The sequence below is a fragment of the Bacteroides sp. 519 genome (assembly GCF_010500955.1).
Lineage (GTDB): Bacteria > Bacteroidota > Bacteroidia > Bacteroidales > Bacteroidaceae > Bacteroides.
Genome location: NZ_QVMJ01000004.1, coordinates 305630 through 331220, shown reverse-complemented (window position 1 = coordinate 331220; position 25591 = coordinate 305630). Strand labels below are relative to the sequence as shown.

Sequence of the window (25591 nt, the reverse complement as noted above, 5' to 3'; positions counted from 1 at the left end):
GATATGAATGCCCTCTGGGCAACTATCTAGTACCGTACTTGGCATTAATAATAACAGAATCTTTCTTATTATCCATATTATACAAAACCCCATTCAAATTAACTTCAACAATTGGAGTATAATAATTTATCCAAGAAACATCTGTAATTTCAATATAAAAAGGATTATGACAACTGGGTTCGTATATCTTTGTATCCTCGCCATTTACTTTTGTAAATGTAATGTTGTTAACATATAGAGTTTCCTGCTTATTACTAATTAAATAACGTTCACCAACTATCAATTCATATAATCTAATAAAGACTGTAGTAGAGTTATCTATCAAAATACCCGTATTCAATATATTAATTGAATCTAATTCGCCATAATTATTTTGTGGATGTAATGACTCTCGCAAGCTTTTAACCGGATTATTAAGATTATCTGGATAAGCAGCATTCTCTAATACTATTTTATTCCCATTTATTGTGCCTGTAAAATACCCCCAGTCTAAATTTTCTTTAGACATAAAATAATTCTTTGCATCATTATCACAGGATAATAAAGACATTATACAAACAAAAAAGCAAAATATTATTCTGTTGAGTTTCATAATTCCTTTAATTATAAGAGTGGTAGGTTTTTTGTCATATTTAAGCTAATTATTTTCAATAAGATCTATTTGATTATTTTCACAGTGCTATCTTATAAATAAAATTCACAAGAAATAAAACACTCTGATCAGGAATATATTCATTATACCCAATAGGTTTGTGCTTCTTTATATTTTTTCGAAAATTAAGTGTTGAGAATGTTAGTGAACCCACAAAGACATGTTTTTTTTCTCTGAATTCAGCACCAATACCTATGTTATAACAAAAAATAGGCTCAGTAAATTTTGATTTCTCTTTGTTCTTAAATTTAAACCTTCCCGACATTAATCCACTTGCAAATTCATTTTCAACAAACAACGATACTGATTCATCTATATGCCAATAAAATTTAGGTACTATACCTATTTGCGAACTAAATAGCGAATATTCTAAACGGGGATCACCTCTATTTACTGGCGCTTCCCAATAACCATCATTATCTTGCGACCACTTTGTTCCATCATCAAAACTATAATATCCATACTTAGTCCTCAATTCAATACTAAAGAAATGATTTGTTTTAGGCATAAATTCCATCCCCATAATTAAACCAATTCCACTTACATCCTCACGCACAAAACTTCCATTATAAAAAATACCAGGCATAAGGGAGAATCTGGATTGGCTTTTTACTATTTGTGGGCTTAAACATAGCATTATGATAAGTAAAAAAAGATATTTAGTTATGTTAACTCTTTTCATGTTTTAAAAAGTTCTTCTTTTTTGCAACCAATGTGGAACTACAACCTATTCTCCATTTATTAAAGTATGGCACCTATAGCAATAAATAAAGAATGCCGATTTCTATCTATTCTACCAATTTCAGTAGTACCCCAGAAATCTTTCACTTTCGTATCTATTTGTTTCAAATTATAACCTAATCTTAAATTTATACCAAAAGACTCTTTAAGTATCAATTTATAACCAACACCTGCATCCAACATTGCGCCTTTAGTAAAGTCTGCTCCACCAACTCCATATCCAACATTAGTAAATACATATATATTCCTATTAAAATTTAATGGCATGCATTGTAATGAAACAAATAAAGGTAATGAGTTATATCCCGGATTATTATATCTATCTAAACCCAAACCTAAACCAACTGAAAATGTTTTAGAAAAAGAATATAGAGCAGATAAATGCAAACCCACACCACTCATCTTACTATCACTACGAGTAAGTTTAAATCCATCACCTTTTTCAGCTAAACCATATAAATAAGAAGTTTCGATATAAACACGTATCTTTTGGCTTTGTGCTGTTGCTTTAACTAAAGGCAATAAGCAAAATAATAGAGTAAAACAGTAAATTAATTTTTTCATAAATATTATTTTTTAAAAACCCATTATTCTTAATGTTACACGATATAAGTCTTTCTTATCAGGAATTCTGGTTGATAAATCCTGTCCATCTATACTAATATTTCGATAATCAGGTAGCGGATCATGCAACCCATAACCAATACCAAAGAAAACTTTCAGTAAATTATTCCCTTTTCTGAAATCATGATAGATACCAATGTCAATAAATGCACCTGGAGTAAATCGTGTATATGCGTATTTACCTTTTGAGGTACTGTCAAAAACATTAGTAGATTTCTCAATACTAACGTAACTGAATGGTATAGGTTCTGCAAAAGCAGATCCACTTACATAAATTCCTGTATTCTTTAGAATTGGTTGAGCATATGTAACAGAAGCCAATATATTAATACGATTAACAACATCGTCTTCAAAAAAATAATGAGCCTCCGAAGTTTTCCATGCACTTAATTCATCAATCCGAGTATAAGAATACATTACGCCTAATGAAAATGCAAAATTCTTACTCATTAGCCAATTATGAGTAATTGAGATATGCCCCATAAATGTTCCATAACTGTAATTGCCATATATAGCTGCATCACCTCCCCACCCTATTCGGACTTGTCCAAATAAGATTACAGGATACATCATAAAGATAATGAGTAAGAATTTCATTGTTTTTTAATCATTTTTATAGAAACGTATGCCTCTCCATTTATTGTTATACTTTACAGCACCAAATATATGAACACTTTTTATAGTAAATACTTCGGGAATATATCCAATAATTGCCCCTCCAACAGAAATATTAAATTCGTATACAAAGGAATAATTTATATCATTAAAGGTAATAAAAAGTCTGTGTCAGTTTTGTGTCACTTAGTTTTTAAACTGAATATCAATCAATTACAAACAGTAATTCTTCATCCAATTTTCTTCGGATTCTCTTTTTTCTAGACCTTAATGCATCCGAAGTTATACCCATAAGGGTAGTAATTGCCTTAGCCGAAAGGCCTAAATAATGCAATATAAAACAATATACATCATCATCTGTCAACGCATATTTGTTTTTCAATTTAATAATGATTTCCGAGAAATATTCGGCAGATTTCTTTGCTATTTCTTGCCGCTCATTTAAACAAAGGTTCAATTCGTTGGTTAATACACAAGAGTTAATATGTACCATGTATTGGTAAACTTCCGAATTCACAAAAACAAGTTTAGCATCTTGCAGAGCATCAATAATACTTTTTTCTGGTTGATTAACAGGCAAAGATTCTTTTGTTTTTCTTTTTTTTATTTGAAACACCTTAAATACAAAAAACAATAGCAAAACTATAAGAATTCCTATACTAACAATCCAAACTATTCGTTCTTGTTTCCACTCGGTAAGTAATTGCTTAGTATGTTTATTTGTTGAATGATTATTTATTAATGCTAATGCATCGGCACGTCGGTTCATTTCATCTAACGAATCCTTTAAAGCTAAATGTAAATCGTTATATATGAAAGCATCTTGAGGATCTCCAAAATCCTTTTCTAAATAATATAATGATTCGGCACAATAAAATGAAATATCAATGTCATTGCTATGAATTCCTTTCTTTAAAAAATAACGTGCAGCATCAATGCTATCCAAAGCTAAAAGAATGTCTCCTTTTAATGTATAATAAAATAAAGAATCACTATCATCTTTGGAAATGGAAATAGCTTCCTCAATATAGTAGTTAGCATGAGGATAATCATGCATTAAATAAAATGTTTGAGATATACCATACAAAATACTAATACGCATTAAAGAATCATTTATAACCTTACTTGCATTTAAAGCCTGTTGATAATAAATTAAAGCACTATCATATTTACCCTCATATAAATAAAAATGTGCTATATCATTTAATGGAAACATTATTTCTACAGAATCATGTCGATTTAAGCAAGCCTGATAATTATCTTGTACAAATTCCATTCCCTTTTCGAACAATCCTAATCTTTCATACAATAAAGCCAAATTCCTATTAATCATATCACTAAACCGAGTGTTATACCCAGTAGGTAATTCTTCTTTTGCTTTCAGAAATGCATCTACGGCATCAGTAGTTCTTTCCATATCACGATAAACACTACCCTGATAAAAATACGCCTGTGCTTTTCTTAAATTATTAGTGTATTTATAATACTGTACTGCAATATTTATTAATGAATCACTGGTATGTAGAACGTAGTTTTTATCGCAGGCTTGTGTGTAAAGTAAAGCATAGAGTGGTACATCCCGATAGCTTAAAGATAATACATCTATAGAATCGCGCAATAATATTAAAGCGCTATCCGGATGATTTTGCATAACATATTCTGCATGCACCAACAACTTTTTAGTGTTACTAATAGTGCACGAAGAAAGTAAAAGAATCGCAATGATTCCGTATATGGTATTCCATTTAAAAAAAATCATGTTGCAAATGTAACAAATATTTTGGTAATTAAAACACAGAAAGTTTTTAAACACGGATTACGCGGATTGTACGGATTAATACACGGATTTTAGTATCATATATTTATCCGTGTTTCTTAATCCGTGAAATCCGCGTAATCCGTGTCTAAATGTTTATTTTTATCTATCAACAAATAATTACCATTTTTTATGCTGCAAATCGTTATTTCAAAATGCTGCATTTCACACTTTCGAAATGCAGCATTTTGATTAAACGAAATGCAGCATTTCATCAATGCAAAATGCTGCATTTTGAAAATACACCATAAAATAGGCTCTGTAGCACGTATAACAGGGGTAAGCAAGGTGATTTTCTGTATTTTATTGTTTTTTGAAGGCGTAAAACAACTATACAGAGCGATAGTTTTTGAAATGATTTTTTGATTTTTAGAAGTAAAAACGAAAGTGTAATACCTTTGTGGTGCTATACATTATATAATCCTATATTTATAGTATTATGGATTATACTTGAATGGATTAAGAAAAAAATGCTATTATAAGTAAAATATTTTTCTATATAGCTTTGAGGGTCGATGCTATATAGTATTGACCCTCAAAGCTATATAGTACAGCCTACTCGATCTATATAGCATCGAACTCTTCGTCTATATAGAAAGATGTTTTACTTGTTATTGAACCATACTTTTCTCCCTATAGGATGAAAGAGTTATGATACTTCGAATGGTACTTATGTTTTACTTTTTAACGAAGTGCCATAAATTAATTAACTGATTATTAGCGCGTTATTGCACTTATGATACTTATGGCACTTTTTTCGCCGTAAACTTCCTGTATGGACTATTCATATTTCATAAATTGGGTTCAAAACTTAGCGTAACTTAGCGTAACTCAGTGTTTCAAAAATCACCAGAAACCAAAAGTATAGCCAATACTATAGAATATGCGGGTACCGTAAGGTGAATCCGAATTGCGACCAAGGTCGTATTTTAACATTGCAGTCATAGCACCTAGTCTGATACCGCCACCCACAATGCACGAAGATATAAACTTATTTGTTGAATATTTATCGCCCGTATCTCTATGTTCAACAGTGCGCCACATTCGGTTGGCTTCGGGCTGAACCATTAAAACAATATAGGGTATAGGATAAAATTTGGCATATACATTAAATCCCAAATAACTGTTGGTTTGTTTTAAACGGTTATAATCGTGTTTCTCATTGTAATAAGTGTAAGAAAAACCAGCTCCTACATTAAACTTATTGCTTAAATCGTATCCAATTTGAGGAGCAACATTAATTAATGTATAATCGCCAAATTGCAAACCAAGCCCCCCTCCTATTGTTACTTTACGTGGATCGAATTGTGCAGAGGCAGATAAAAAACATCCGGAAATAATTATAAACAGTATCAATACCTTTTTCATATTTATTAATGGTTTATGGTTAAGGTAACAAAAGTAGTAATATTGTTCAATTAAAAAAACTGGCTATGGTACTTTTCTACTATAAATAAATTCACTACAGAGGATGCAGAGGAAAAAATGAACTCTGTGTCCTCTGCGTACTCTGTGGTGAATCTTTTTATATAATTGGTATATAAATCGAAGATTTTTATCTAAGTTTGTACACTAAAATAAACACAGCTCGAAAAGAGCATTAATAGTATCATTATTAAAGGATTACCGCTATGGAGTATAATTTCAGGGAAATCGAAAAGAAGTGGCAGAAACGATGGGAAGAACAAAAAACCTATCAGGTAAAAGAAGATAATTCAAAGGAAAAATTTTATGTACTAAATATGTTTCCTTACCCATCGGGAGCCGGTTTACATGTAGGCCATCCATTAGGATACATTGGTTCTGATATTTATGCACGTTATAAACGTTTGCAAGGATTCAATGTATTAAATCCTATGGGATACGATGCATACGGGTTACCTGCCGAACAATACGCCATTCAAACCGGCCAACATCCTGCAATAACTACCGAAGAAAACGTAAAACGTTATCGCCAGCAATTAGATAAACTGGGATTTTCGTTCGACTGGAGTCGCGAAGTACAAACCTGCGATCCGGAATATTACAAATGGACACAGTGGGCATTTGTAAAAATGTTCAATAGCTATTATTGTAACGACGAAAAGCAAGCCCGACCTATTGCCGAACTAATCGAAGCTTTTAATCAGGTAGGTTCTAAACCCATGAATGTTGCTTGCAGCGAAGAGTTGGAATTTACTGCCGACGAGTGGAAAGCATACGATGACAAGAAGAAACAGGAAGTTTTGATGAACTACCGTATTGCTTACCTGGGCGAAACCATGGTAAACTGGTGCGAAGGTTTGGGAACCGTTTTGGCTAACGATGAAGTAATAGACGGACTGTCGGAACGTGGTGGTTTTCCTGTTACCCAAAAAGTAATGCGCCAATGGTGTTTACGTGTATCAGCCTATTCGCAAAGATTATTAGATGGATTGGATACTATAGATTGGACAGATTCATTGAAAGAATCTCAACGCAACTGGATTGGTAGGAGCGAGGGTGCCGAAATGAAGTTCACAGTAAAAGATTCGGATATTGAATTTACCATCTTTACTACCCGTGCCGATACGGTGTTTGGTGTAACCTTCATGGTACTGGCTCCCGAGAGCGAATTGGTGGCTCAGTTAACTACTCCCGAACAAAAAGCCGAAGTAGATGCTTATCTGGAACGTACCAAAAAACGTACCGAGCGCGATCGTATTGCCGACCGCAGTGTTAGTGGGGTATTTTCTGGCAGCTATGCCATTAACCCATTAACCAACGAGGCTATTCCGGTATGGATAAGCGATTATGTATTAGCTGGATATGGTACAGGAGCCATAATGGCTGTACCTGCACACGATAGCCGTGACTATGCTTTTGCCAAACATTTTGGTTTGGAAATTCGTCCGCTTATTGAAGGTTGCGATGTTTCGGAAGAAAGTTTCGATGCTAAAGAAGGTATCATGATGAACTCTCCACGGCCCGGAACTGCCGAAGGTGGGTTGGTGCTAAACGGACTAACAGTAAAAGATGCCATCGAGAAAACAAAAAATTATATACAGGAAACCGGACTTGGTAAAGTTAAAGTAAACTTCCGTTTGCGCGATGCTATCTTCTCGCGTCAGCGTTACTGGGGCGAACCATTCCCTGTATATTACGTAAATGGAATGCCACAGGTATTAGACGAAGACTGTTTGCCTTTGAAACTCCCCGAAGTAGACAAATATTTGCCTACCGAAACCGGCGAGCCTCCATTGGGTAATGCTACGGTTTGGGCATGGGATACTGTAAATAAAAAAGTAGTAGATAACTCATTGATTGATCATAAAACCATCTTCCCATTAGAGTTAAATACCATGCCGGGATTTGCTGGTTCATCAGCTTACTATCTGCGTTATATGGATCCGCACGATAATGATTACCTGATTGCACCGCAAATTATTAATTACTGGAAAACAGTAGACCTCTATGTGGGTGGTACCGAACATGCTACCGGCCACCTTATTTATGCTCGTTACTGGAATAAATTCCTTTACGACATAGGTGTTACTGTAACCGAAGAACCATTCCAGAAACTTATTAATCAGGGAATGATTCAGGGACGTAGCAACTTTGTGTACAGAATAAAGAATACAAATACGTTTGTATCGCTACATAAAAAAGATGAATACGATACCACACCTATCCATGTAGATGTAAATATTGTATCGAACGATATACTGGATGTAGAAGCATTCAAAGCCTGGCGACCAGAATTTAATAATGCCGAATTTATTCTGGAAGATGATGGTAAATACATTTGTGGATGGGCTGTAGAAAAGATGAGTAAATCCATGTTTAATGTAGTAAACCCGGATATGATTGTCGAAAAATATGGTGCCGATACATTGCGTATGTACGAAATGTTCCTTGGACCGTTAGAACAATCAAAACCTTGGGATACAAATGGTATTGATGGGGTTTATCGTTTCATTCGTAAATTCTGGTCATTGTTCTATGATAGAGCAGGAGAGTACCTAGTTAAAGATGAGCCAGCAAATAAAAACGAATTAAAAGCCCTGCATAAACTGATAAAGAAAGTAACTGGAGATATTGAGCAATTCTCTTTCAACACATCAGTTAGTGCCTTTATGATTTGTGTGAACGAATTATACAGTCTGAAATCGTACAAGAAAGAAATTCTCAATGAACTGCTCATTGTACTGTCGCCTTTTGCCCCTCACCTTACCGAAGAATTGTGGGAAGCATTAGGAAACCAAGGTTCTATATGCGATGCTGCCTGGCCAAAATTCAACGAAGAATACCTGAAAGAAGATGTTATAAATTACACCATTTCTTTCAATGGTAAAGCACGCTTCAATATGGAATTTGCTGCCGATGCATCGAATGATGCTATTCAGACCGAAGTATTGGACGATGAAAGATCACAAAAATGGATGGAAGGTAAAGAACCTAAGAAGATCATCATTGTTCCAAAGAAGATTGTTAATATTGTAATTTAAGTAGTTAGTAGCTAGTAGTCAGTAGTTAGTAGCTACTAGTTACTGATTTTAACTACTACTAGCTACTAACTACTAGCTACTAACTACTAAATTTTATGAAAAAACCTTCTAAATCCGAACTGCTTAGAGATGGCAGGGATCTAATATTTATTACATTTGGTTTAGCTTGTTATGCGTTGGGATGGTCGGCGTTTTTCCTACCCTACAAAATAACAACGGGTGGTGTAACGGGTATTGCAGCTATTATTTACTATGCTACCAATATACCTATACAATACAGTTACTTTGCTATTAATGCAGCATTATTACTGGGTGCATTTAGAATTTTAGGTTCTAAATTCACACTGAAAACATTATTTGCTATTTTCATGCTTACTTTCTTATTAGAATTGTTTCAAAAGCTAATAGGTACACAGCAAATAATTGGTCCGGGACAAGAATTTATGGCATGTATTGTAGGAGCTGTTCTTTGCGGACTTGGTTTAGGTATTGTATTCGTTAATAACGGAAGCACCGGTGGTACAGATATTATTGCTGCTGTTGTTAATAAATACAGAGATGTAACTTTTGGAAGAATGATATTGTATTGCGATATCGTTATAATTTCTTCTTGTTACTTTATCTTCCACGATTGGCAACGGGTGGTTTTTGGCTTTGTAACATTGGTTGTAATCAGTTATGTGCTCGATCTGATAATTAACAGTGCACGCCAGTCGGTTCAGTTCTTTATATTCTCTAAGGAATATCAAAAAATTGCGGATAAGATAATCTCGGATACGCACCGGGGAGTAACCGTACTCAATGGTACTGGATGGTACAGCAAAAATGATGTGAAAGTATTGGTTGTATTGGCTAAAAAAAGTCAGTCGGTTAGTATATTCCGTTTGGTAAAAGATATAGATCCAAATGCCTTTATATCCCAAAGTTCTGTAATTGGAGTATATGGCGAAGGTTTCGACAGAATAAAAGTAAAATAGGCGGCAACGTGCCGCTGCGAGGTTTCCATGCGGCACTATAAAACCCAAGAACTATAATTAAAACCAATGAAAAGAAAACTTGTTTTCGCAACTAATAACCAACATAAATTAGAAGAAGTATCTCAAATACTGGGTAACAAAATAGAGTTACTCAGTTTAAAAGATATAAATTGTGATGTAGATATCCCCGAAACAGCAGATACATTAGAAGGAAATGCATTACTTAAAGCACAATATATCTATAATAACTACGGTTTAAATGCTTTTGCCGATGATACAGGTCTTGAAATAGAAGCCCTGAACAACGAACCAGGAATCTATTCGGCCCGGTATGCCGGAGAAGACAAAAACTCTAAGGCCAATATGCTGAAGGTTTTGCAAAACCTGAAAGGTAAAACCAATCGGAAAGCACAATTCCGCACAGCCATTTCATTAATTCTGAATGGTGAAGAATATCTGTTCGAAGGCATTGTTAAAGGACAAATCATTGAAGAGGAGAGGGGAGGGGCCGGCTTTGGTTACGACCCCATCTTTATGCCCGATGGATATGATAAAACATTTGCTGAATTAGGAAATGATATCAAAAATACAATTAGTCATAGGGCGCTGGCTATTAAAAAGCTTTGTGAGTTTTTCTATTGATATGAATGCCCAAAGGGCATTCATTCTACAATCCTAACCTCTCCGATATCTCCAACATTCTCTTTATTGGCTTTACAGCTTCCTTTGCTACTTCAGGATCAACAGTTATTTCAGGGAATTCATATTTCAAACAATTATATAATTTCTCCATTGTATTTAACCGCATAAAGTTACACTCATTACATGCACATGTGCTATCATTAGGAGGAGCAGGAATAAATTCTTTATCTGGCGATTGCTTTTGCATTTCGTGCAATATGCCCGACTCTGTAGCAACAATAAACCGCTTACTGTTACTCTGAGTTGAAAACTTAAGTAAAGCAGCTGTAGAGCCTACAAAATCGGCCATAGCCAGAATGGTACTTTTACACTCAGGATGGGCAAGAATCAAAGCATCCGGATATTGTTTCTTTAACTCGGCAATCTTCTCAACCGAGAACTGTTCGTGTACATGACAGGCGCCATCCCACAATAGCATTTTCCGCCTTGTTATGGAGTTTATATAATTTCCGAGGTTCCTATCGGGACCAAAGATTATTTTCTCGTCAGCGGCAAAACTATCCACTATTTGCTTGGCATTGGTCGAAGTTACCACCACATCAGTTAAAGCTTTCACTGCAGCAGTGGTATTTACATACGAAACAACAGTGTAATCCGGGTGAGCATTTACAAACTCGGCAAACTTATCCGCCGGACAACTGTCGGCCAGCGAACATCCAGCATTCAGGTCGGGAACCAATACCTTTTTGTTTGGCGAAAGTATCTTAGCAGTTTCGCCCATAAAATGTACTCCACACAATACTATAATGTCGGCCTCTGTTTTAGCAGCCCACTGTGCCAAAGCAAGACTATCACCTACATAATCTGCTATATCCTGAATATCGCCTGTTTGGTAGTAGTGTGCCATTATCACAGCATTCTTTTCTTTCTTCAATTGTTTGATTGCTGCCTTTATATCCAAATCCGGATCAATCTGCTCACCTACAAAACCATTTATCAACCATTCTTGCTTTTTCATTATTATATTATTTTTTAGTTTTTAATCTGAAAAAAATCTATGATGATTATACTATCCTGTTAATAGTGTTAGAACTTTAATCTGTTTTTTCTTGCTCAATTAGTTATTAGTCTAAAAGAATAGGTTGTTAGTTTAATACTAACAGTTATAAATAGTGTTATTCCCTGATAATAAGCCATATATTAAACCCTTTTAACAGGTAGTTAATAAAGTGCAAAGTTAAGAACTTTACAGTTATTAACCGGAAGTCAATAGATGAAAATTGTGTTGGAACTCACCTTAAAAAAATATGCTAACTTATTTTGAATGTTAATATGGAGGTGTTATATAATTAATTATTAGTATTGCGTTATTTTTAGCTTAGAACTTTTGAAAAAGATTTCAGGTCTATTTAACAGCTTTTCAACAGAACTTTCACAATATATTTAAAAGGTGTATTTTTGTATGAACAAAAATTGTGTATGAGAAAACTTAAGATAACCGAGTTAAACAGAATAACTCCTGATGAGTTTAAAACTTCATCGAAATTGCCCTTAATCATTGTTTTAGACGATATACGTAGCCTTCATAATATAGGTTCTGTATTCCGTACTTCGGATGCTTTTCGTATAGAGTGTATTTATCTGTGTGGAATAACAGCAACTCCCCCACAGCCGGAAATGCATAAAACTGCATTAGGAGCCGAATTCACTGTTGATTGGAAATATTATAAAGATACTGTTGAAGCTGTTAATAACCTTAAGAATAATGGATATATTGTGTACGCTGTTGAGCAAGCCGAAGGCAGTATTATGCTTAATGATTTGCAGCTAGATAAGCAACAAAAGTATGCTGTGGTGTTTGGAAATGAGGTAAAAGGTGTTAAACAGGAAGTTATTAACAATTCTGACGGATGTGTTGAAATACCACAATATGGAACCAAACATTCACTGAATGTATCGGTAACAGCAGGTATTGTTATTTGGGACTTTTTTGGCAAATTAAGTACGGTTATCTGACTTTGGTTAATAAGTCTTCTTTATTGGTCGATAATTATCATTTTACTTATATGAGGAGTTGTACTATTGCAAATTTAAAACGCAATATAAATACAACTTATGAAAAAAGTTATTGTTCCCGGCAAGCGTATTAATTCAATTGATGCGCTTCGTGGTTTTGCCCTTTTCGGCATTTTGATGTTTCATTGTATGGAACATTTTGATTTGATGTACACACCTGTCTTAGATTCTCCATTCTGGCAGGAAGTGGATACTATTGTTTTAGATACTATTACTTTTCTGTTTGCAGGTAAATCTTATGCTATCTTTTCATTACTCTTCGGTTTAAGTTTCTTTATGCAGATGGATTCGCAGGCCGACAAAGATGTGGATTTCCGTTTCCGTTTTTTATGGCGTTTGGCTTTATTATTGGTGCTTGGTTATATTAATGGTTTAATATACATGGGCGAATTTTTTGTAGTTTATGCTATTCTTGGTGTTGTATTGGTTCCGCTCTTTAAAGTTAAAACCAAATGGCTGGCCATAATTGCAGGAATACTGTTTTTACAGATTCCGGAAATTATCAGTTTTGTTTCATTGTTAAGTGGAAATTCTCTAAACGAACCTTCTGCCACTGTGGTATATATGGATAAACTGTATGTAGAGAGTGCTGAGACTTTTATTAATGGTTCGTTTACCGATGTTCTTAATTTCAACTTGTGGAAAGGGCAATTTGCCAAATTATTATGGGTATGGAATAGTTTACGTTATCCACAACTAATCGGGTTGTTTATAACCGGAATGTTAATAGGTCGTTATGGTATACATAAAAGTGAAGATAAAATGCTGAAATTCAGCTATAAAGTACTACCTTATAGTATAGCTGTTTTTGTTGTATTCTATAGCATTTATCTGTTACTTCCATGTATGGGTGTTGAAGGATATGCACTGCGGGTAGGAAATGTTTTATTTAAAACCTATATTAATTTAGCAATGATGCTTATGTATATTAGTGGTTTTATGATTTTATATTATAGAACAAACACACGTAGAATATTAGATAAAATAGCTCCTGTTGGCAGAATGAGTGTAACAACTTATATGACTCAAGGATTTATAGGTGTACCTTTATTTTATGGATTTGGTTTAAATCTGGCAGTTGAATTTAGTTTGCTACAATGCTTTTTAGCTGGACTGGTAATTTATGGCATACAAATAATATTTAGTAATTGGTGGATGAAGAGATATTACTATGGTCCTGTTGAATGGTTATGGCGAACGGCTACCTGGTTTAAGAGGGTTCCTTTGAAGAGATAGCCTTAAAAAGGTTGAACTCCTTCGGAGCTCAGAAAATCAAGAATTTATCTACCCCGCGTTACGCTTTGCTCACCCAGGGTAATTGGTAATTCAAAGAACTATTTGACTTTAATTCTTATTTAATTCTATTCCTTATATTCCAATATATCCCCTGGTTGACAATCTAATTCTTTACAAATAGCTTCGAGTGTTGAAAACCGGATAGCTTTAGCTTTTCCGGTTTTTAATATGGATAGGTTAGCCGGAGTAATATCAACTTTCTCCGCTAGGTCGCTCAAAGAAATCTTTCTTCGGGCCATCATTATATCTAAATTCACAATTATAGGCATAAGTTTTTTCTTAAAAATTTAAATAGTAAGGTCTTGTTCCTCTTTTAATCTGAGGCCTATGGCAAATATTTCGGCTACTATATACGATAAAACACCTAACACAAGAGTTATTATAGATATAAAATCATGAATGTGCATACTATAACCTTCTACAGCAAAACTTTTGGTTAGTATATGGAATGAAATAAAAGCCGGAATAACAGAAGTTATAAAACTTACAACAAGTAATCCACCTAACCACCGTAGTCTTGATACATTTTTCCAACTAAATATATTCGAGTTGTTTATGGATATAATTATCAAAATGAATACTATAATTGCTGCTAATACAGTTAGCATACAGATGAAATAAGACAGCATACTTGTTATTTCCAATGATATATTCTTTTCTGTAGGAACACTTACACCCAATTGTGCATAAAACGCTGGAACATACGTATTTGTTTTTTTGTTGAAAATAGAATCGTTAAAATCGATAAAGTTATCCGGAAGTAATGATATTACTTGCAGATTGGATATTTTTTCTATCTTCGTTTTATCGAGATCTGTACCTGCTTTAATGCCAGAAGAAGCCCCAGCACCAAAATAATACATACTTTGAAAAATTGAGATACACAATATACATATAACAAGAACACACAGTATGTTTAAACGTTGTTTCATACGTAAATATTAAGCGTCCTGCATAGCTGTAGGACATTATTTATACTTTAATTCAATAATATCTAAGTTTTAAGACAAAAGAAAGAATAGCACTCGTGTAATGACAAATGCGACTATTGTTTACGACAAAAATCATCAGCTAAGAATAATAAAGTTTCATACACGTGTACATAAGTCACAATCTTTGGTGCTTAGCTGACATAGACCAATTTCATAATCGGACTGGGGTTGTTCCAGTAACAATCGGCCTTTTGTTAGACTAGTAGTATTTAAATGCAGGTGTTCTCTATGGGTATTTTGGTTAAAGAAACCGTATACCCTAGTTTTTTCAACTCTGCGGATAAATAAGCTTTCCGTTTCTTTTCGATCTTTTCCTGTACATACTGCGCTCCAAGCTCATGATAAGGGGCACCAGTGCTTAATATCAAATACAAAGCTACTATTTGTGAATGTCCGACTGCTATCAATGCACGTTTCTTGCCTCTGCGTGCGGCAATGCGATGGTATCTCTCACTGAAAAAAGTATTCTTTGTGCGGGTCGCTGCCCATGCGGCTTCTGTTATAACCGCCTTTACTTGTTTGTTTCCGTGAGTGATTCTTGCGCTTTTTTTTTGCCAGCACTCTCATTGTTGCCCGGAGAAACACCCGCCCAAGAAGAAAGATGCTTTTCCGAAGGAAAGTGGGACATATCTAATCCGATTTCCGCCACAAGGTCTTCTACTACTTTCGTGTTGAAACCGGGGATTTCTTTCAGCAACTCCAGCACATTCTCATACTTAGAAAGAAGTTTCTTTATACGTTCCGAAAGCTCATCTACCAGTTTCTGTGTCTGCGAAATGTCCTTGCGTATCATCTGGAGCAGATAAATGTGGTGTTCCTCAACAAAACCGGTACATGCTTCCAGCAATTCTTCCGGAGTAGCTGCTAGCTTCCTATGATAAACACACTCTATATCTTCCAATGTCAACTTTTTACCTTGGCAAAGCATATCAATAAGAGCAGTAGCCGTTGAACCGGATGTACTGCTTACCACACTGGAGAGTTTGATGTTACAGTCTTCCAGGATACGCATCATCCGGTTCTTCTCCGATGCCATCTGCTGGATCAGCTTGTTGCGGTAACGGGTCAGATCACGAAGTTGACGCTGTTCCTTGGGGGGAATATAACTAGCCTTCAATAAACCGGCCAAAAGCAATTTGCAAATCCATTCGCTATCCTTTTTGTCGGTTTTGTGTCCAGGTACATTTTTTATATGACGGGCATTGACAATCCAAACATTGGGAATGAAACCTTCAAGCACTTTGTGGACAGGCTTCCAATAAACACCGGTACTCTCCATAGCAACATGAGTAATGCCATTGGACAATAGCCATTCTTTCAATTCTGTCAAAGAACTAGTGAAGGTTGCGAAAGAGCGGGTTTCACGGTCGAGACCCACACCATCGATTGTTGCCACCACCACCTTCAAGTGGACGTCGATACCACAAGCACGCTGTATCAACTGAGGGAATGTAACTTCTGCCATACTCTTCGTTTGTAAAGGTTATCACACACAAAGGTAACTTCAGATTAACATTTTCATTCTCTTTGGCGAGTTTTTTTAGATCATGGGGATTTCATAATATATTAATTTATAGTTTGATTGTTTTCTTTCCAGGGATACTTTATGGTTGTTTTATTCATTATCAAAAAAGCAACTGCAAAGATAATCAAAGCTCCAGCTACAATGAAATAATATTCGGAACCTGCAAATAATTCTTTTGTTGTTTCAACATCCGGATATTTAAGTGATAGATAAACAGAAAGGCTATTATTTATTATATGTATTAATATACAAGGTATAAGGCTAGCTGTTTTGTAATAAATCCAGCCCAGAAGTAAACCCATAAGAAAAGCAGATACTACTTGTATGGGGTTTATATGAATAATACCAAATATAAGTGCCGACAGAATAATTGCTTTTGTTGGATTGTATTTTTGCAATAAAACTTTAGTTATGGCTCCGCGAAACAATAGTTCTTCGAGTATTGGCCCCAGTATGGCAATACATAATATACCCAACCATCCGGCTTGAAGCGTTGAAAAAGTCTCTTCCAAAATATTAGGAAGCCATTGCATGTACGACAGTACGAAATCAAGCAATGTGATGCTGGCTAAACAGATAACCGCAGTTAGTATTAAATAGATTACAGAAATGGGCGACCATGTTACTTTCTCTTTACTGATGTATCTACATTTAAAGAGGTAAAAGGTAGTGAATAGTATGCCAAGCAGTAAACTAAGTGATAATGTAGTACTTTTTATATCCTCGGGCGAACCCTTTAAAAGAAGCGAGTAGGTTGTACCTATAAAACTTCCTAAAAACGTTCCTGCTAATTGAAAGGCGTAGTAAATAAGAGCCAGTTTTATTGCTGTTTTCATTATTATATTATGATTGTGAGGGTAAAAAGTGATACCCTCACAATATTACGTTTTTTATTTATTTTGTGCAAACCAATAGAAGTCTGTTTGTGGAATATTAATTTCGTGGTTCATAACCAAATGCCATTCATTGGTTTTTTCGTTTATTTTAAATGATTGATAACCGGTTACTTCCTGAAGTTTATTGCAAGCATATACTACTTTTTCTGTTACTTCCGAGAAACTATTTGTGTTCTTATTCCAACGGGCATATTCAACAATGCAATTGCTTTCGTTATAGGTATAGATAAGCTGACTGCTGTTTTCCCATTTTTGGTTTACATCGTTCCAACGGAGGGTTGTTTTTGTATTCAAGCGGTTTTCGTTATCGTAGCTATAATCATATTTAATATGATTGGTTAGATACTTTCCGCTTTCGTCTACTTTGTAAACGGTTTGTTCGGTTACTGCTTCGTTGGTGTTTTTTACATTGTACACATAGTTGTTACTTACACTAGTTGTTGCCGACAAAATTGTTGCTGCTACGATTGTTGCTGTAAAAAGATTCATAATGGTATGGTTTTAATTTGTTATTCAATAATAATTTATCGTTTTTCGATATGCAAAGAAATATATTATTTTTGAATCTACCAAATGTTTTTATCGAAAAACAATAAAAAAAGTATGTTTTTCAATATTTAATATGCTTTTATCAATAAACAGAGCTATATAGAAGAGCAACCTTGAGCTATATAGTACGCACCCCTCGGTCTATATAGCACGCATCCTCCGAGCTATATAGCACCAAACCCGAATACTATATAGCACTTATTTACAATCAATAGTTGAACAGTTAAAAACCGAAAAGGAGCAAAGTCTCACGACTTCACTCCTTCACCTTTTCTCCTAGTACTAATACGGAGAAAACACCACTAATCAAGAATATTTTTTTAGCCTGCTCTAAGATACTTCAGGGCATCTAAAGCTTTAACTCCTTTAACTCCTAGCGAAGCGATAACTCCTTCCATTCTATAGTATGAATAATGTAGGTTAGAAATTTCTTCCTTTATCCCACCATAAGTTTGTTGCACAATTATCGGCTCCTCCCAGTGCAGTGAGCAGTGCTTCGTACTGTGTGGGGTTTGCTGTGCGAATGGCCACATAGAAATTTAATCTTCTGGGGCCTTTATTCGAGTCTATTACCGGACTATCGTTTATAAGTACCGGAAACAGTTTTGGATACCCTGTTCGGCGATATTCTGCCCAAGCTTCGCATCCTTCCGGATAGCAGGCAATCCATTTTTGCACAATTATTTTTTCCAGTTTTTCTTCATTGCTTGCTGTTTCGTTCCATTTTGGCGTAACTGTGTTTACTGCCTTTATGTTATAAGCCGGATCAAGTGCATCGATAAAATCTTTAGGGCGCTTTTCATTTTTAAGGTATTCGTCTATTTCTTCTACATTCCACTGAAAAAACGAAGTACGGATACCTCTTTCATAGCATTCTTTTACAGATTCGGCCGACCATCCTCGTAGAGCTGCTTCGGCACGTAAAAACCATACTTCGGCTGCAGTCATAAGAATTGCATCGGTATCTTGTTCAATGGTAATGCGCGAACATCCAATATAATTAAGATGATTAAATCCTGTTCCTTGGCGAATACCTTTATATGTTCCCTCATAAGGTATAATTCCGGGAATATCACCATTTTTGCTCCGGGCTGTAGCAGGCATAAAATATTTTTCTAAGCGAGGATCTTCGTATCCTCCCATAATAGATTCCATGTTTGCATTCATATAGGCCTCGTTCCATGCTTTATTTATTTCGCCCAGCGGATTGGCATAGTTTATACTCGTAGATACAGCTACCAGGTCGTCCGAACTTTCTAATAATCCGCGTGTGTGGTTTAAAGCCTTTTTAGCTTCGGTAGCTGCTAAAGAAGGGTCGGCCATTGCTATACGCACTGCTAATCGTAATCTTAACGAGTTTGCAAATTTAATCCATTGTACATAATTTCTTTTGTATTTGCTCATCAGAATGTCGAATTTGGCAAAGTTCTCCAAATTATTGTTTTGAGCAATGTGTTCTTCAATCTCTTTAATGCCTTGATCCAGATCTTTGAAAAAGGCATTATAGGCTTCTTCCTGAGTGTCGGGCATAGAGCCTAGTTCGTTACCGAATTTGGTATATATAATGGGGCCGTATATATCGCTTACCCTGTGCATTAATTCAACCTTAAGAATAAGGGTTATGCCATAAAAACCTTTATTTATATCTTTATTGATGAGTTCGGCCTTTCGAACTTCCGGAAATATATAACCGTACACGTTATCCCAAACTGTTCCATTCCATCCATCCATCATATTATAGGTTGTATTGCTTCGGCCACTATTAAAGTTTTTATGGTCGTGCATATAACCGCAAAACATATCGGCGCTTAAGTTTTGCATAATCTGGAAGGGCCAGTTCTTGCCACCACCCCAATCGTAATTATAGTATATTCCCTGCTGAACGATACCTAAAGGAATTCCATAGTAGTTATAATCTTCTTTTTTCTTCTCGTCGTCGAATCCACTATTGTTTGTGTTTAACGACTCAAACATTCCGGTACACGCTGTATTGCCAAACAGCATGCATACCCACAGAAAAATTATATTGGTTTTATCGCTCTTCATATTTATCAGAATACAAATTTAACATTAAAACCGAAACTTCGTGTAGATGGCATTCCAAATACATCAATTCCCTGGTTATCGTTACCAATAGAAAGTGTTGCATCGGGGTCGAAAGGAGCTTTCTTTGCGAAGAAGAAAAGATTTCGTCCTACAAAAGATAGCTGTATGTTTTCGAAGATATTGCTTTTTCCTAATAGTTTTTTAGGAAAAGAATATCCGATTGATAGTTCGCGCAAACGAATATTTGTAGCATCGAACATATAAAACTCGGTACAGCCAGAACGTCCGCTGATGGCTGTATAAAAGTCTTTAGGATCAATATGGGTTCCGTTAATATCCACATAGCCACGATCGCGGGCTATGCCTGTACGTTTGCTAACACCCCGCTGATCGAGTTCGGCTTCTGTATGCGAAAGAACATCTCCGCCAAACCTACCGTCGATAAGGAGATATACAGTAATGTCTTTGTATCTGAAAGTATTGTTCCATCCCAGTAAAAAGTTGGGCGAGCAGTTTCCTACCTTAATGGTATTACCTTCGCCAATAACTCCCGGAATGGGGTTTCCTTCGCTATTGGTATGGATTACAATGTTTCCGTTATCGTCGCGTTCAAATGCTTTTCCATAGATATCACCAAACGATCCTCCTTTAAGTAGCCTCATTGAATAGGATGAAGAAAATCCTTCATCGCCATAAATAACCATATTAAGGTCGGGATGTATTTCTATTACTTTATTTTTGTTGGTAGAGAAATTAAATTGGGTTTTCCAATAAAAGTTTTCCAATAAAACAGGAACTACCCCCATAGTAATTTCAATACCTTTGTTTTCTATATTTCCGCCATTAACTACATGATATTTATAGGGAGCTCCTGCCGATGTAGGTGTTGTAAACAGCTGATTGCGGGTATTGGTTTTATAGTAAGTAATATCTATATCGGCCCGGTAATTAAAGAATTTCCATTCGGAACCCAATTCCCACGATGTACTCATTTCTGGTTTCAAATCGCCCAACGGTGCACCCGAATAGCTAATTATTGAACCTCCGGCACCAATAATATCGTTACTGCCGGGTTTTATATTGCTGATAAAAATAGGTAGGTCGTTACCAACTTTAGCCCACGATGCTCTTAATTTACCATACGATAGCCATTCGGGTAATTTGAGTGTTTTATTTAATACCCACGATACACCTACCGACGGATAGAAAAACCCCATACTTTTGGTAAACGCCAAGGTCGACGACCAATCGTTGCGGGCAGTTACTTCAAGGTAAAGACTTTTTTTCCAACCCAGTTGCAGTGTTGTAAAAACTGATTGCAGAATGCGTTTTTCTTCCTGTTGTTGTTGGATATAGGCTGCCTGATTCATCCGGATGTTGGCCACCGTAAACACATTGGGGTAGTATAATGATGCCGTTTTAGAGTCTAACCGCAACGACGAAACATTTGTACTGGTAATACTACTTCCCAGTGCTCCCTGAAAAGAATAGTTGTTCCAGTCGTAATTAATCAGTGCCATTACATCTCCATACGCCAAAGACTCTTTATAGTTATAGGTTATATAACGGCCATTGTCGCCTGCAATCGAAGGGGCAGTAGTGGCATACATCTTTTGTTCATAGTCATCGTTTACATAATCAACAGTGCCCCGGGCTTGCAAAGTAAGCCAGTTGGTAATGTTCAAAGTTGCTGTTAACGATGCTATGGCACGCATACGTTTATCTTTGCTCTTTGCCCGGTATAATAACCAGTAGGGGTTTTGTTCAAAATCCTGGTACGATGTGTACCAGTTTTGGCGGTTCAGGTTTCTTTCCGGATCAAAAACTTCGAACTTATTTTTGTATTCGGATATGTCTTCGCCCCGTGGAAAAGTATAGAGTCCTATCAGCGGATTCATATAATATCCACCAGATGTAGGTTTGTTTTTTACAGTCTGGATCATCAGGTTTAAGTTGGCATCCAGGGTTAATTTGTTATTGAAGAAGCCGGCTGTTTCGCGAAAACTAATGTTATGCTTTGCCAGGTTGTTGGTCTTGATGGCTCCTTCGGCATACGTATTTGCATACGAAAAATAGGTTTGCACTTTTTCGTTACCTGTAGTAAAAGCAATAGAGTTTATGGTAGTAATACCTGTATTAAAAAAATCGTTGGTATTGTTGAAGTTTTGTTGTTGTTCATTCCTCTTGCCCCAACTGTTTTTTTCAATAGGGTGCATGCCATAATTGTTTTGGTATTTGGGTAGGGAAATAACATTATCGGTGGTTAGGGTTGATGAAAACGTTACCTTTTGTACTCCTGGTTTTCCTCTTTTGGTAGTGATTAATATAACTCCATTAGCAGCCTGCCAACCATACAATGCTGCTGCCGAAGCACCTTTTAAGATATTAATACTTTCAATATCGTCGGGGTTAAGATTAGAAATTCCATCGCCTCCATCACGGTTTCCCGAGTTGGCAATTCCACCAATAGCCGACACCGCTTGTTCATTACTATTATTAAGCATAGGAACTCCATCAATAACATATAGCGGATGATTGTTTCCGTTAATAGAACGGTTTCCTCTGATTAAAACCTTGGCCGATGCTCCTAAACCGGATGAATTGCGAGCAATTTGCACACCAGCTGTTTTTCCGGCTAAAGTATGAATAAGATTGATATCTTTGGCACGTGTTAATTCCTCACCATCAATTAATTGGGTAGAGTAGGTTAGCGAAGATTCTTTTTTGCGAATACCCATTGCTGTAACAACAACATTGTCCAGTATCTGGGTGTTTTCTTCCAATCGTACTGTTATGTATGTATTTTCTTTTATTGATATGATTTGTGTTTTATAGCCCAGGTAGGAAATAAGCAATTCGGTTTCCGGCGATACAGTGATTGTAAAATTTCCCGATGCATTAGTGATGGCTCCGTTCCGAGTGCCATATTCAACCACTGTTGCACCAATAATTTCTTCACCTTTCATATCGGTAACATTACCTTTAATTACAACAGAGTTTTGTTGTAACACCGGCAATTCTTTGCTTTTGGTTAATATAATATTATCTCCTTCCATAATGTATTTAATACCAGTGTTTTTAAATACTTCTGATAGGACTTCGGAAACGGTTTTCTCCTTGATATCGATATTTACTCTGCGCCTAAGGTCAATATTTCTTTTATTGTAAACAAACAGGTAATTTGTTTGCGATTCAATAAGATTAAGCAAGTCGTTGACCTTAATATCGGATTGTGTGATTGTTACTTTTGCGTTTTGCGAATGTATTTTTCCCGAATAAGCACATAAAATTACGAATAGAAGAGAAATGAACTTTATCTTCATAGTTGTAAAATAAGCTTCAATTTAAAACTTTTTTGGGCAATAAAGCTCCTACAAAGAAAATTTATATATATCTTTGTAATCGTGTTAAGTTAATAAATTGATTAAGGTCGATTTGTGACTGTTTCGAATCGGAAAGTATGGGGGTACTTTCCGATTTTCTTTTTGCTTATTTTGTTATTCCTTTCCTTATTCCTTTCATAAAGTTAGTATTAAATTTAAGTTGTTTTTCATATTTTCGTGTTAAGTATTTATTTTGTTAGTAAATTCTTATCGTATCGTTATCTTTGTTAATTGAATAATTGAACTTACAATGATCTTTCTGAATTGTTTTTAGTATATGTTCTACACCGTTTTCGGCTCTGAATTTACCTGTAACATGGTAATCCATAACATTGTTATTATCAATTATAAATTTCACATTATAATATTTTTCCAGTTTATTTATCAGATATTCAAAAGATGAATCGTCGAAAGCATATACCCCTTCTTTCCATCTGAGATAATCGTTAGCGTTTGATTTTCTTTTAGAAACATTATCTTTGTTTGAAGAAAATATCTCATCTTTTTCGAGCCGGGTAATTGGTTTGGTAGCGTTAGCGTTGTATATATCAACTATTCCTTCAACCAATATTGTTTCAAATTCGTTTGTTCCCCGGTACGCATTTACATTAAAACTAGTTCCTACCACACCTATTTTGTTTGTTTCGGTATGCACAAAAAACGGCATTTTTGTGTTTTTGGTAACTTCAAAATAGGCTTCACCATCTAATTCAACCTTTCGGTTGTTTTTTCCAAAGTTGGCAGCATAGGTTAAAGTAGATTTTGAGTTTAACCATACTTTAGTCCCATCTGCCAACATCACCTCAGCTCTTTGCCCCGCAGGTACAGTAATTGTTTGTAATGGGGCCTCCTTCCTATATTGATTCTCTCTTAATAATGTCCAACCACTTAAAATAACTATTACTGAGGCGGCAATTCGCACAGTCCACTTTGTAATGCTCAAAGAACGCTTTTGTATATTGTTATTTTTCTTTTCTGTTGTATTATGAAACAGTGTAATATCATAAAGCATCCGTTCTTTTTGGAATAACTTTCTGTTATCTTCCGATTCTTCTACCCAGTCTAGAATGAATTTTTCTTCTGTTTCCGAAGTGTCTCCCCGGAAATATTTATGTAATGTTGTTTGATTCATCTTACTAATACCAATTTTCTAGTTGTATGTTTTTTGAGGTGATTTTTTTTCTCTTGTTACTAATATAACAGGTGAGGGGCAAAGAACCCTAACGGTGAGAGGAAGTTTTTTGTTTTCGTATCATGCTTGTGGTACAAAAGTATCACGCTTGTGGTACAAAAGTATCTTAGTGGTGATACTTTTGTCTCAACCGGCATGATACATTTTTCTCAAGCCTAAAACGATTGGTGGTACTTTTTTCTCAAGCCTAAAAAATAAGTGGTACTGTAATTTGTTGATTTTCAATTGTGTTACTTAATTGTTTTAAAAAGCTGTTTCAATGCATTATTTTACCAGATCAGAAAAAATATCATGCCCCCTCTTGTATAATCCAAAAAGGATATCTTTCTTTGCCATGAAATAACTAGCAAATAGTTAATGCCTGAGTCTGATAATTTACACAATATAGATACATTCTCCCGGTTTTTTCAGGAAAATCAGGAGAAGTTCTTATCATTTGCTTATTCATACATTCGGAATTGGGCAGATGCAGAAGATATTTTAATGGAGTCAATGATTTCTTTATGGGAAAACCGGGATCGTTGGGACGACTCTGTTAATTTGCATGGACTGCTTCTCACCATTATAAAAAATAAAGCACTGAACTATCTGGCACATTTGCAAGTTCGCTACCGGGCCGAAGAAAATATAAACGAACATGCGCAACGCGAATTAAACCTGCGCATTTCTACCCTCGAAGCATCCGAACCAGATAGAATATTCGATTCCGAAATTCAGGCTATTGTAGAAAAGACTTTGAAAAAACTTCCCGAACAAAGTCGCCGCATTTATACCCTAAGCAGGCATCATGATACTCCCAACAAAAAAATAGCTTCCGACCTTGGCATATCTGTTAAGAGTGTTGAATTTCATATAACGAAAGCATTAAAGCTGTTACGACAAGAATTGAAAGATTATTTGTTTTGAGTTGTAAGCAACTCAAAGTTCTTTAACCTAACGACATGATTCGGCTGGTCAGCGAATAACAAAATCTACAATAAGATTCAAAAACAGCGGAAGTTCTATCTCAAAATAAATAAAATACCCACAATTAGCTTACACAAAGCTTCGATAATGAATAAAAATACAGAATTATAGTCAACCGTGCTAATATCAAAATGATT

Annotated in this window: 21 protein-coding genes; 6 read left to right on the top strand and 15 right to left on the bottom strand. The window is 35.5% G+C overall.

The features are described 5' to 3' along the window. Window positions 1–22: 22 nt before the first annotated feature. From D0T85_RS06200 to D0T85_RS06175, 6 genes are all read right to left on the bottom strand, one after another. Window positions 23–508, bottom strand: coding sequence for a DUF5025 domain-containing protein (locus D0T85_RS06200; protein ID WP_163211304.1), 486 nt, complete (start codon window positions 506–508; stop codon window positions 23–25). Window positions 509–671: 163 nt separating this feature from the next. After that, window positions 672–1334, bottom strand: coding sequence for a hypothetical protein (locus D0T85_RS06195; RefSeq protein WP_163211302.1), 663 nt, complete (start codon window positions 1332–1334; stop codon window positions 672–674). A 59-nt stretch (window positions 1335–1393) separates the two neighbouring features. Beyond that, window positions 1394–1957: a hypothetical protein gene (locus tag D0T85_RS06190; protein WP_163211301.1), complete on the bottom strand. Its 564-nt coding sequence runs from the start codon at window positions 1955–1957 to the stop codon at window positions 1394–1396. Between the two features lie 12 nt (window positions 1958–1969). Continuing rightward, the gene (locus D0T85_RS06185; protein ID WP_163211299.1) at window positions 1970–2614 is read right to left on the bottom strand and encodes a hypothetical protein; all 645 of its coding nucleotides are present in this window, start codon (window positions 2612–2614) and stop codon (window positions 1970–1972) included. 223 nt (window positions 2615–2837) lie between these two features. Beyond that, entirely contained in the window at window positions 2838–4391 is a 1554-nt protein-coding gene (locus tag D0T85_RS06180; RefSeq protein WP_163211297.1) for a tetratricopeptide repeat protein, read from the bottom strand. A gap of 903 nt (window positions 4392–5294) precedes the next feature. Beyond that, window positions 5295–5816 (bottom strand): porin family protein, encoded by a 522-nt coding sequence (locus tag D0T85_RS06175; RefSeq protein WP_163211295.1) that lies wholly within the window; start codon window positions 5814–5816, stop codon window positions 5295–5297. A 263-nt stretch (window positions 5817–6079) separates the two neighbouring features. Here D0T85_RS06175 and leuS point away from each other — a divergent pair, with 263 nt between their 5' ends. The 3 genes from leuS to D0T85_RS06160 all read left to right on the top strand — a co-directional run bounded on the left by leuS (window position 6080) and on the right by D0T85_RS06160 (window position 10533). Beyond that, window positions 6080–8914, top strand: a complete 2835-nt coding sequence (gene leuS / locus D0T85_RS06170) for a leucine--tRNA ligase (RefSeq protein ID WP_163211293.1) — start codon at window positions 6080–6082, stop codon at window positions 8912–8914. Between the two features lie 95 nt (window positions 8915–9009). Next, window positions 9010–9891: a YitT family protein gene (locus D0T85_RS06165; RefSeq protein ID WP_163211291.1), complete on the top strand. Its 882-nt coding sequence runs from the start codon at window positions 9010–9012 to the stop codon at window positions 9889–9891. A gap of 66 nt (window positions 9892–9957) precedes the next feature. Continuing rightward, window positions 9958–10533, top strand: a complete 576-nt coding sequence (locus D0T85_RS06160; RefSeq protein WP_163211289.1) for a non-canonical purine NTP diphosphatase — start codon at window positions 9958–9960, stop codon at window positions 10531–10533. 25 nt (window positions 10534–10558) lie between these two features. On the opposite strand, the gene nadA is transcribed toward D0T85_RS06160, so the two are convergent. Further along, the gene (nadA, locus tag D0T85_RS06155) at window positions 10559–11551 is read right to left on the bottom strand and encodes a quinolinate synthase NadA (RefSeq protein WP_163211287.1); all 993 of its coding nucleotides are present in this window, start codon (window positions 11549–11551) and stop codon (window positions 10559–10561) included. 461 nt (window positions 11552–12012) lie between these two features. On the opposite strand from nadA, the gene D0T85_RS06150 reads away from it, so the two are divergent. Both D0T85_RS06150 and D0T85_RS06145 read left to right on the top strand, forming a co-directional pair. Beyond that, window positions 12013–12549, top strand: a complete 537-nt coding sequence (locus D0T85_RS06150) for an RNA methyltransferase (protein ID WP_163211285.1) — start codon at window positions 12013–12015, stop codon at window positions 12547–12549. 99 nt (window positions 12550–12648) lie between these two features. Further along, window positions 12649–13845: a DUF418 domain-containing protein gene (locus D0T85_RS06145; protein WP_163211283.1), complete on the top strand. Its 1197-nt coding sequence runs from the start codon at window positions 12649–12651 to the stop codon at window positions 13843–13845. Between the two features lie 125 nt (window positions 13846–13970). On the opposite strand, the gene D0T85_RS06140 is transcribed toward D0T85_RS06145, so the two are convergent. The 8 genes from D0T85_RS06140 to D0T85_RS06105 form a co-directional block, all read right to left on the bottom strand. Next, window positions 13971–14174, bottom strand: a complete 204-nt coding sequence (locus tag D0T85_RS06140; protein ID WP_163211281.1) for a helix-turn-helix transcriptional regulator — start codon at window positions 14172–14174, stop codon at window positions 13971–13973. Between the two features lie 18 nt (window positions 14175–14192). After that, complete coding sequence (locus D0T85_RS06135; protein WP_163211279.1) at window positions 14193–14768, bottom strand: DUF2975 domain-containing protein; 576 nt, start codon at window positions 14766–14768, stop codon at window positions 14193–14195. 640 nt (window positions 14769–15408) lie between these two features. Next, the gene (locus D0T85_RS06130; RefSeq protein ID WP_163211277.1) at window positions 15409–16362 is read right to left on the bottom strand and encodes an IS110 family transposase; all 954 of its coding nucleotides are present in this window, start codon (window positions 16360–16362) and stop codon (window positions 15409–15411) included. Window positions 16363–16463: 101 nt separating this feature from the next. After that, complete coding sequence (locus tag D0T85_RS06125) at window positions 16464–17258, bottom strand: CPBP family intramembrane glutamic endopeptidase (protein WP_163211275.1); 795 nt, start codon at window positions 17256–17258, stop codon at window positions 16464–16466. A gap of 54 nt (window positions 17259–17312) precedes the next feature. Then, the gene (locus D0T85_RS06120; protein ID WP_163211273.1) at window positions 17313–17807 is read right to left on the bottom strand and encodes a DUF3836 domain-containing protein; all 495 of its coding nucleotides are present in this window, start codon (window positions 17805–17807) and stop codon (window positions 17313–17315) included. A 480-nt stretch (window positions 17808–18287) separates the two neighbouring features. After that, window positions 18288–19913, bottom strand: a complete 1626-nt coding sequence (locus D0T85_RS06115) for a SusD/RagB family nutrient-binding outer membrane lipoprotein (protein ID WP_163211271.1) — start codon at window positions 19911–19913, stop codon at window positions 18288–18290. Window positions 19914–19918: 5 nt separating this feature from the next. Continuing rightward, window positions 19919–23236, bottom strand: a complete 3318-nt coding sequence (locus D0T85_RS06110) for a SusC/RagA family TonB-linked outer membrane protein (RefSeq protein WP_163211269.1) — start codon at window positions 23234–23236, stop codon at window positions 19919–19921. Window positions 23237–23492: 256 nt separating this feature from the next. After that, window positions 23493–24428 (bottom strand): FecR family protein, encoded by a 936-nt coding sequence (locus D0T85_RS06105; protein WP_163211267.1) that lies wholly within the window; start codon window positions 24426–24428, stop codon window positions 23493–23495. Between the two features lie 417 nt (window positions 24429–24845). Between D0T85_RS06105 and D0T85_RS06100 the strand changes: the two genes are divergently transcribed. After that, entirely contained in the window at window positions 24846–25394 is a 549-nt protein-coding gene (locus tag D0T85_RS06100) for an RNA polymerase sigma-70 factor (RefSeq protein WP_163211265.1), read from the top strand. Window positions 25395–25591: the final 197 nt, after the last annotated feature.

Bases quoted from the DNA above. Each gene is read 5' to 3' on its own strand.
- D0T85_RS06115 (WP_163211271.1), bottom strand. From the start codon at position 19,913: ATGAAGAGCGATAAAACCAATATAATTTTTCTGTGGGTATGCATGCTG.
- D0T85_RS06100 (WP_163211265.1), top strand. From the start codon at position 24,846: ATGCCTGAGTCTGATAATTTACACAATATAGATACATTCTCCCGGTTT.
- D0T85_RS06150 (WP_163211285.1), top strand. From the start codon at position 12,013: ATGAGAAAACTTAAGATAACCGAGTTAAACAGAATAACTCCTGATGAG.
- D0T85_RS06135 (WP_163211279.1), bottom strand. From the start codon at position 14,768: ATGTATTATTTTGGTGCTGGGGCTTCTTCTGGCATTAAAGCAGGTACA.
- D0T85_RS06145 (WP_163211283.1), top strand. From the start codon at position 12,649: ATGAAAAAAGTTATTGTTCCCGGCAAGCGTATTAATTCAATTGATGCG.
- D0T85_RS06160 (WP_163211289.1), top strand. From the start codon at position 9,958: ATGAAAAGAAAACTTGTTTTCGCAACTAATAACCAACATAAATTAGAA.
- leuS (WP_163211293.1), top strand. From the start codon at position 6,080: ATGGAGTATAATTTCAGGGAAATCGAAAAGAAGTGGCAGAAACGATGG.
- D0T85_RS06200 (WP_163211304.1), bottom strand. From the start codon at position 508: ATGTCTAAAGAAAATTTAGACTGGGGGTATTTTACAGGCACAATAAAT.
- D0T85_RS06165 (WP_163211291.1), top strand. From the start codon at position 9,010: ATGAAAAAACCTTCTAAATCCGAACTGCTTAGAGATGGCAGGGATCTA.
- D0T85_RS06190 (WP_163211301.1), bottom strand. From the start codon at position 1,957: ATGAAAAAATTAATTTACTGTTTTACTCTATTATTTTGCTTATTGCCT.
- D0T85_RS06185 (WP_163211299.1), bottom strand. From the start codon at position 2,614: ATGAAATTCTTACTCATTATCTTTATGATGTATCCTGTAATCTTATTT.
- D0T85_RS06195 (WP_163211302.1), bottom strand. From the start codon at position 1,334: ATGAAAAGAGTTAACATAACTAAATATCTTTTTTTACTTATCATAATG.
- D0T85_RS06180 (WP_163211297.1), bottom strand. From the start codon at position 4,391: ATGATTTTTTTTAAATGGAATACCATATACGGAATCATTGCGATTCTT.
- D0T85_RS06105 (WP_163211267.1), bottom strand. From the start codon at position 24,428: ATGAATCAAACAACATTACATAAATATTTCCGGGGAGACACTTCGGAA.
- D0T85_RS06125 (WP_163211275.1), bottom strand. From the start codon at position 17,258: ATGAAAACAGCAATAAAACTGGCTCTTATTTACTACGCCTTTCAATTA.
- D0T85_RS06140 (WP_163211281.1), bottom strand. From the start codon at position 14,174: ATGCCTATAATTGTGAATTTAGATATAATGATGGCCCGAAGAAAGATT.
- D0T85_RS06175 (WP_163211295.1), bottom strand. From the start codon at position 5,816: ATGAAAAAGGTATTGATACTGTTTATAATTATTTCCGGATGTTTTTTA.
- D0T85_RS06130 (WP_163211277.1), bottom strand. From the start codon at position 16,362: ATGGCAGAAGTTACATTCCCTCAGTTGATACAGCGTGCTTGTGGTATC.
- D0T85_RS06110 (WP_163211269.1), bottom strand. From the start codon at position 23,236: ATGAAGATAAAGTTCATTTCTCTTCTATTCGTAATTTTATGTGCTTAT.
- nadA (WP_163211287.1), bottom strand. From the start codon at position 11,551: ATGAAAAAGCAAGAATGGTTGATAAATGGTTTTGTAGGTGAGCAGATT.
- D0T85_RS06120 (WP_163211273.1), bottom strand. From the start codon at position 17,807: ATGAATCTTTTTACAGCAACAATCGTAGCAGCAACAATTTTGTCGGCA.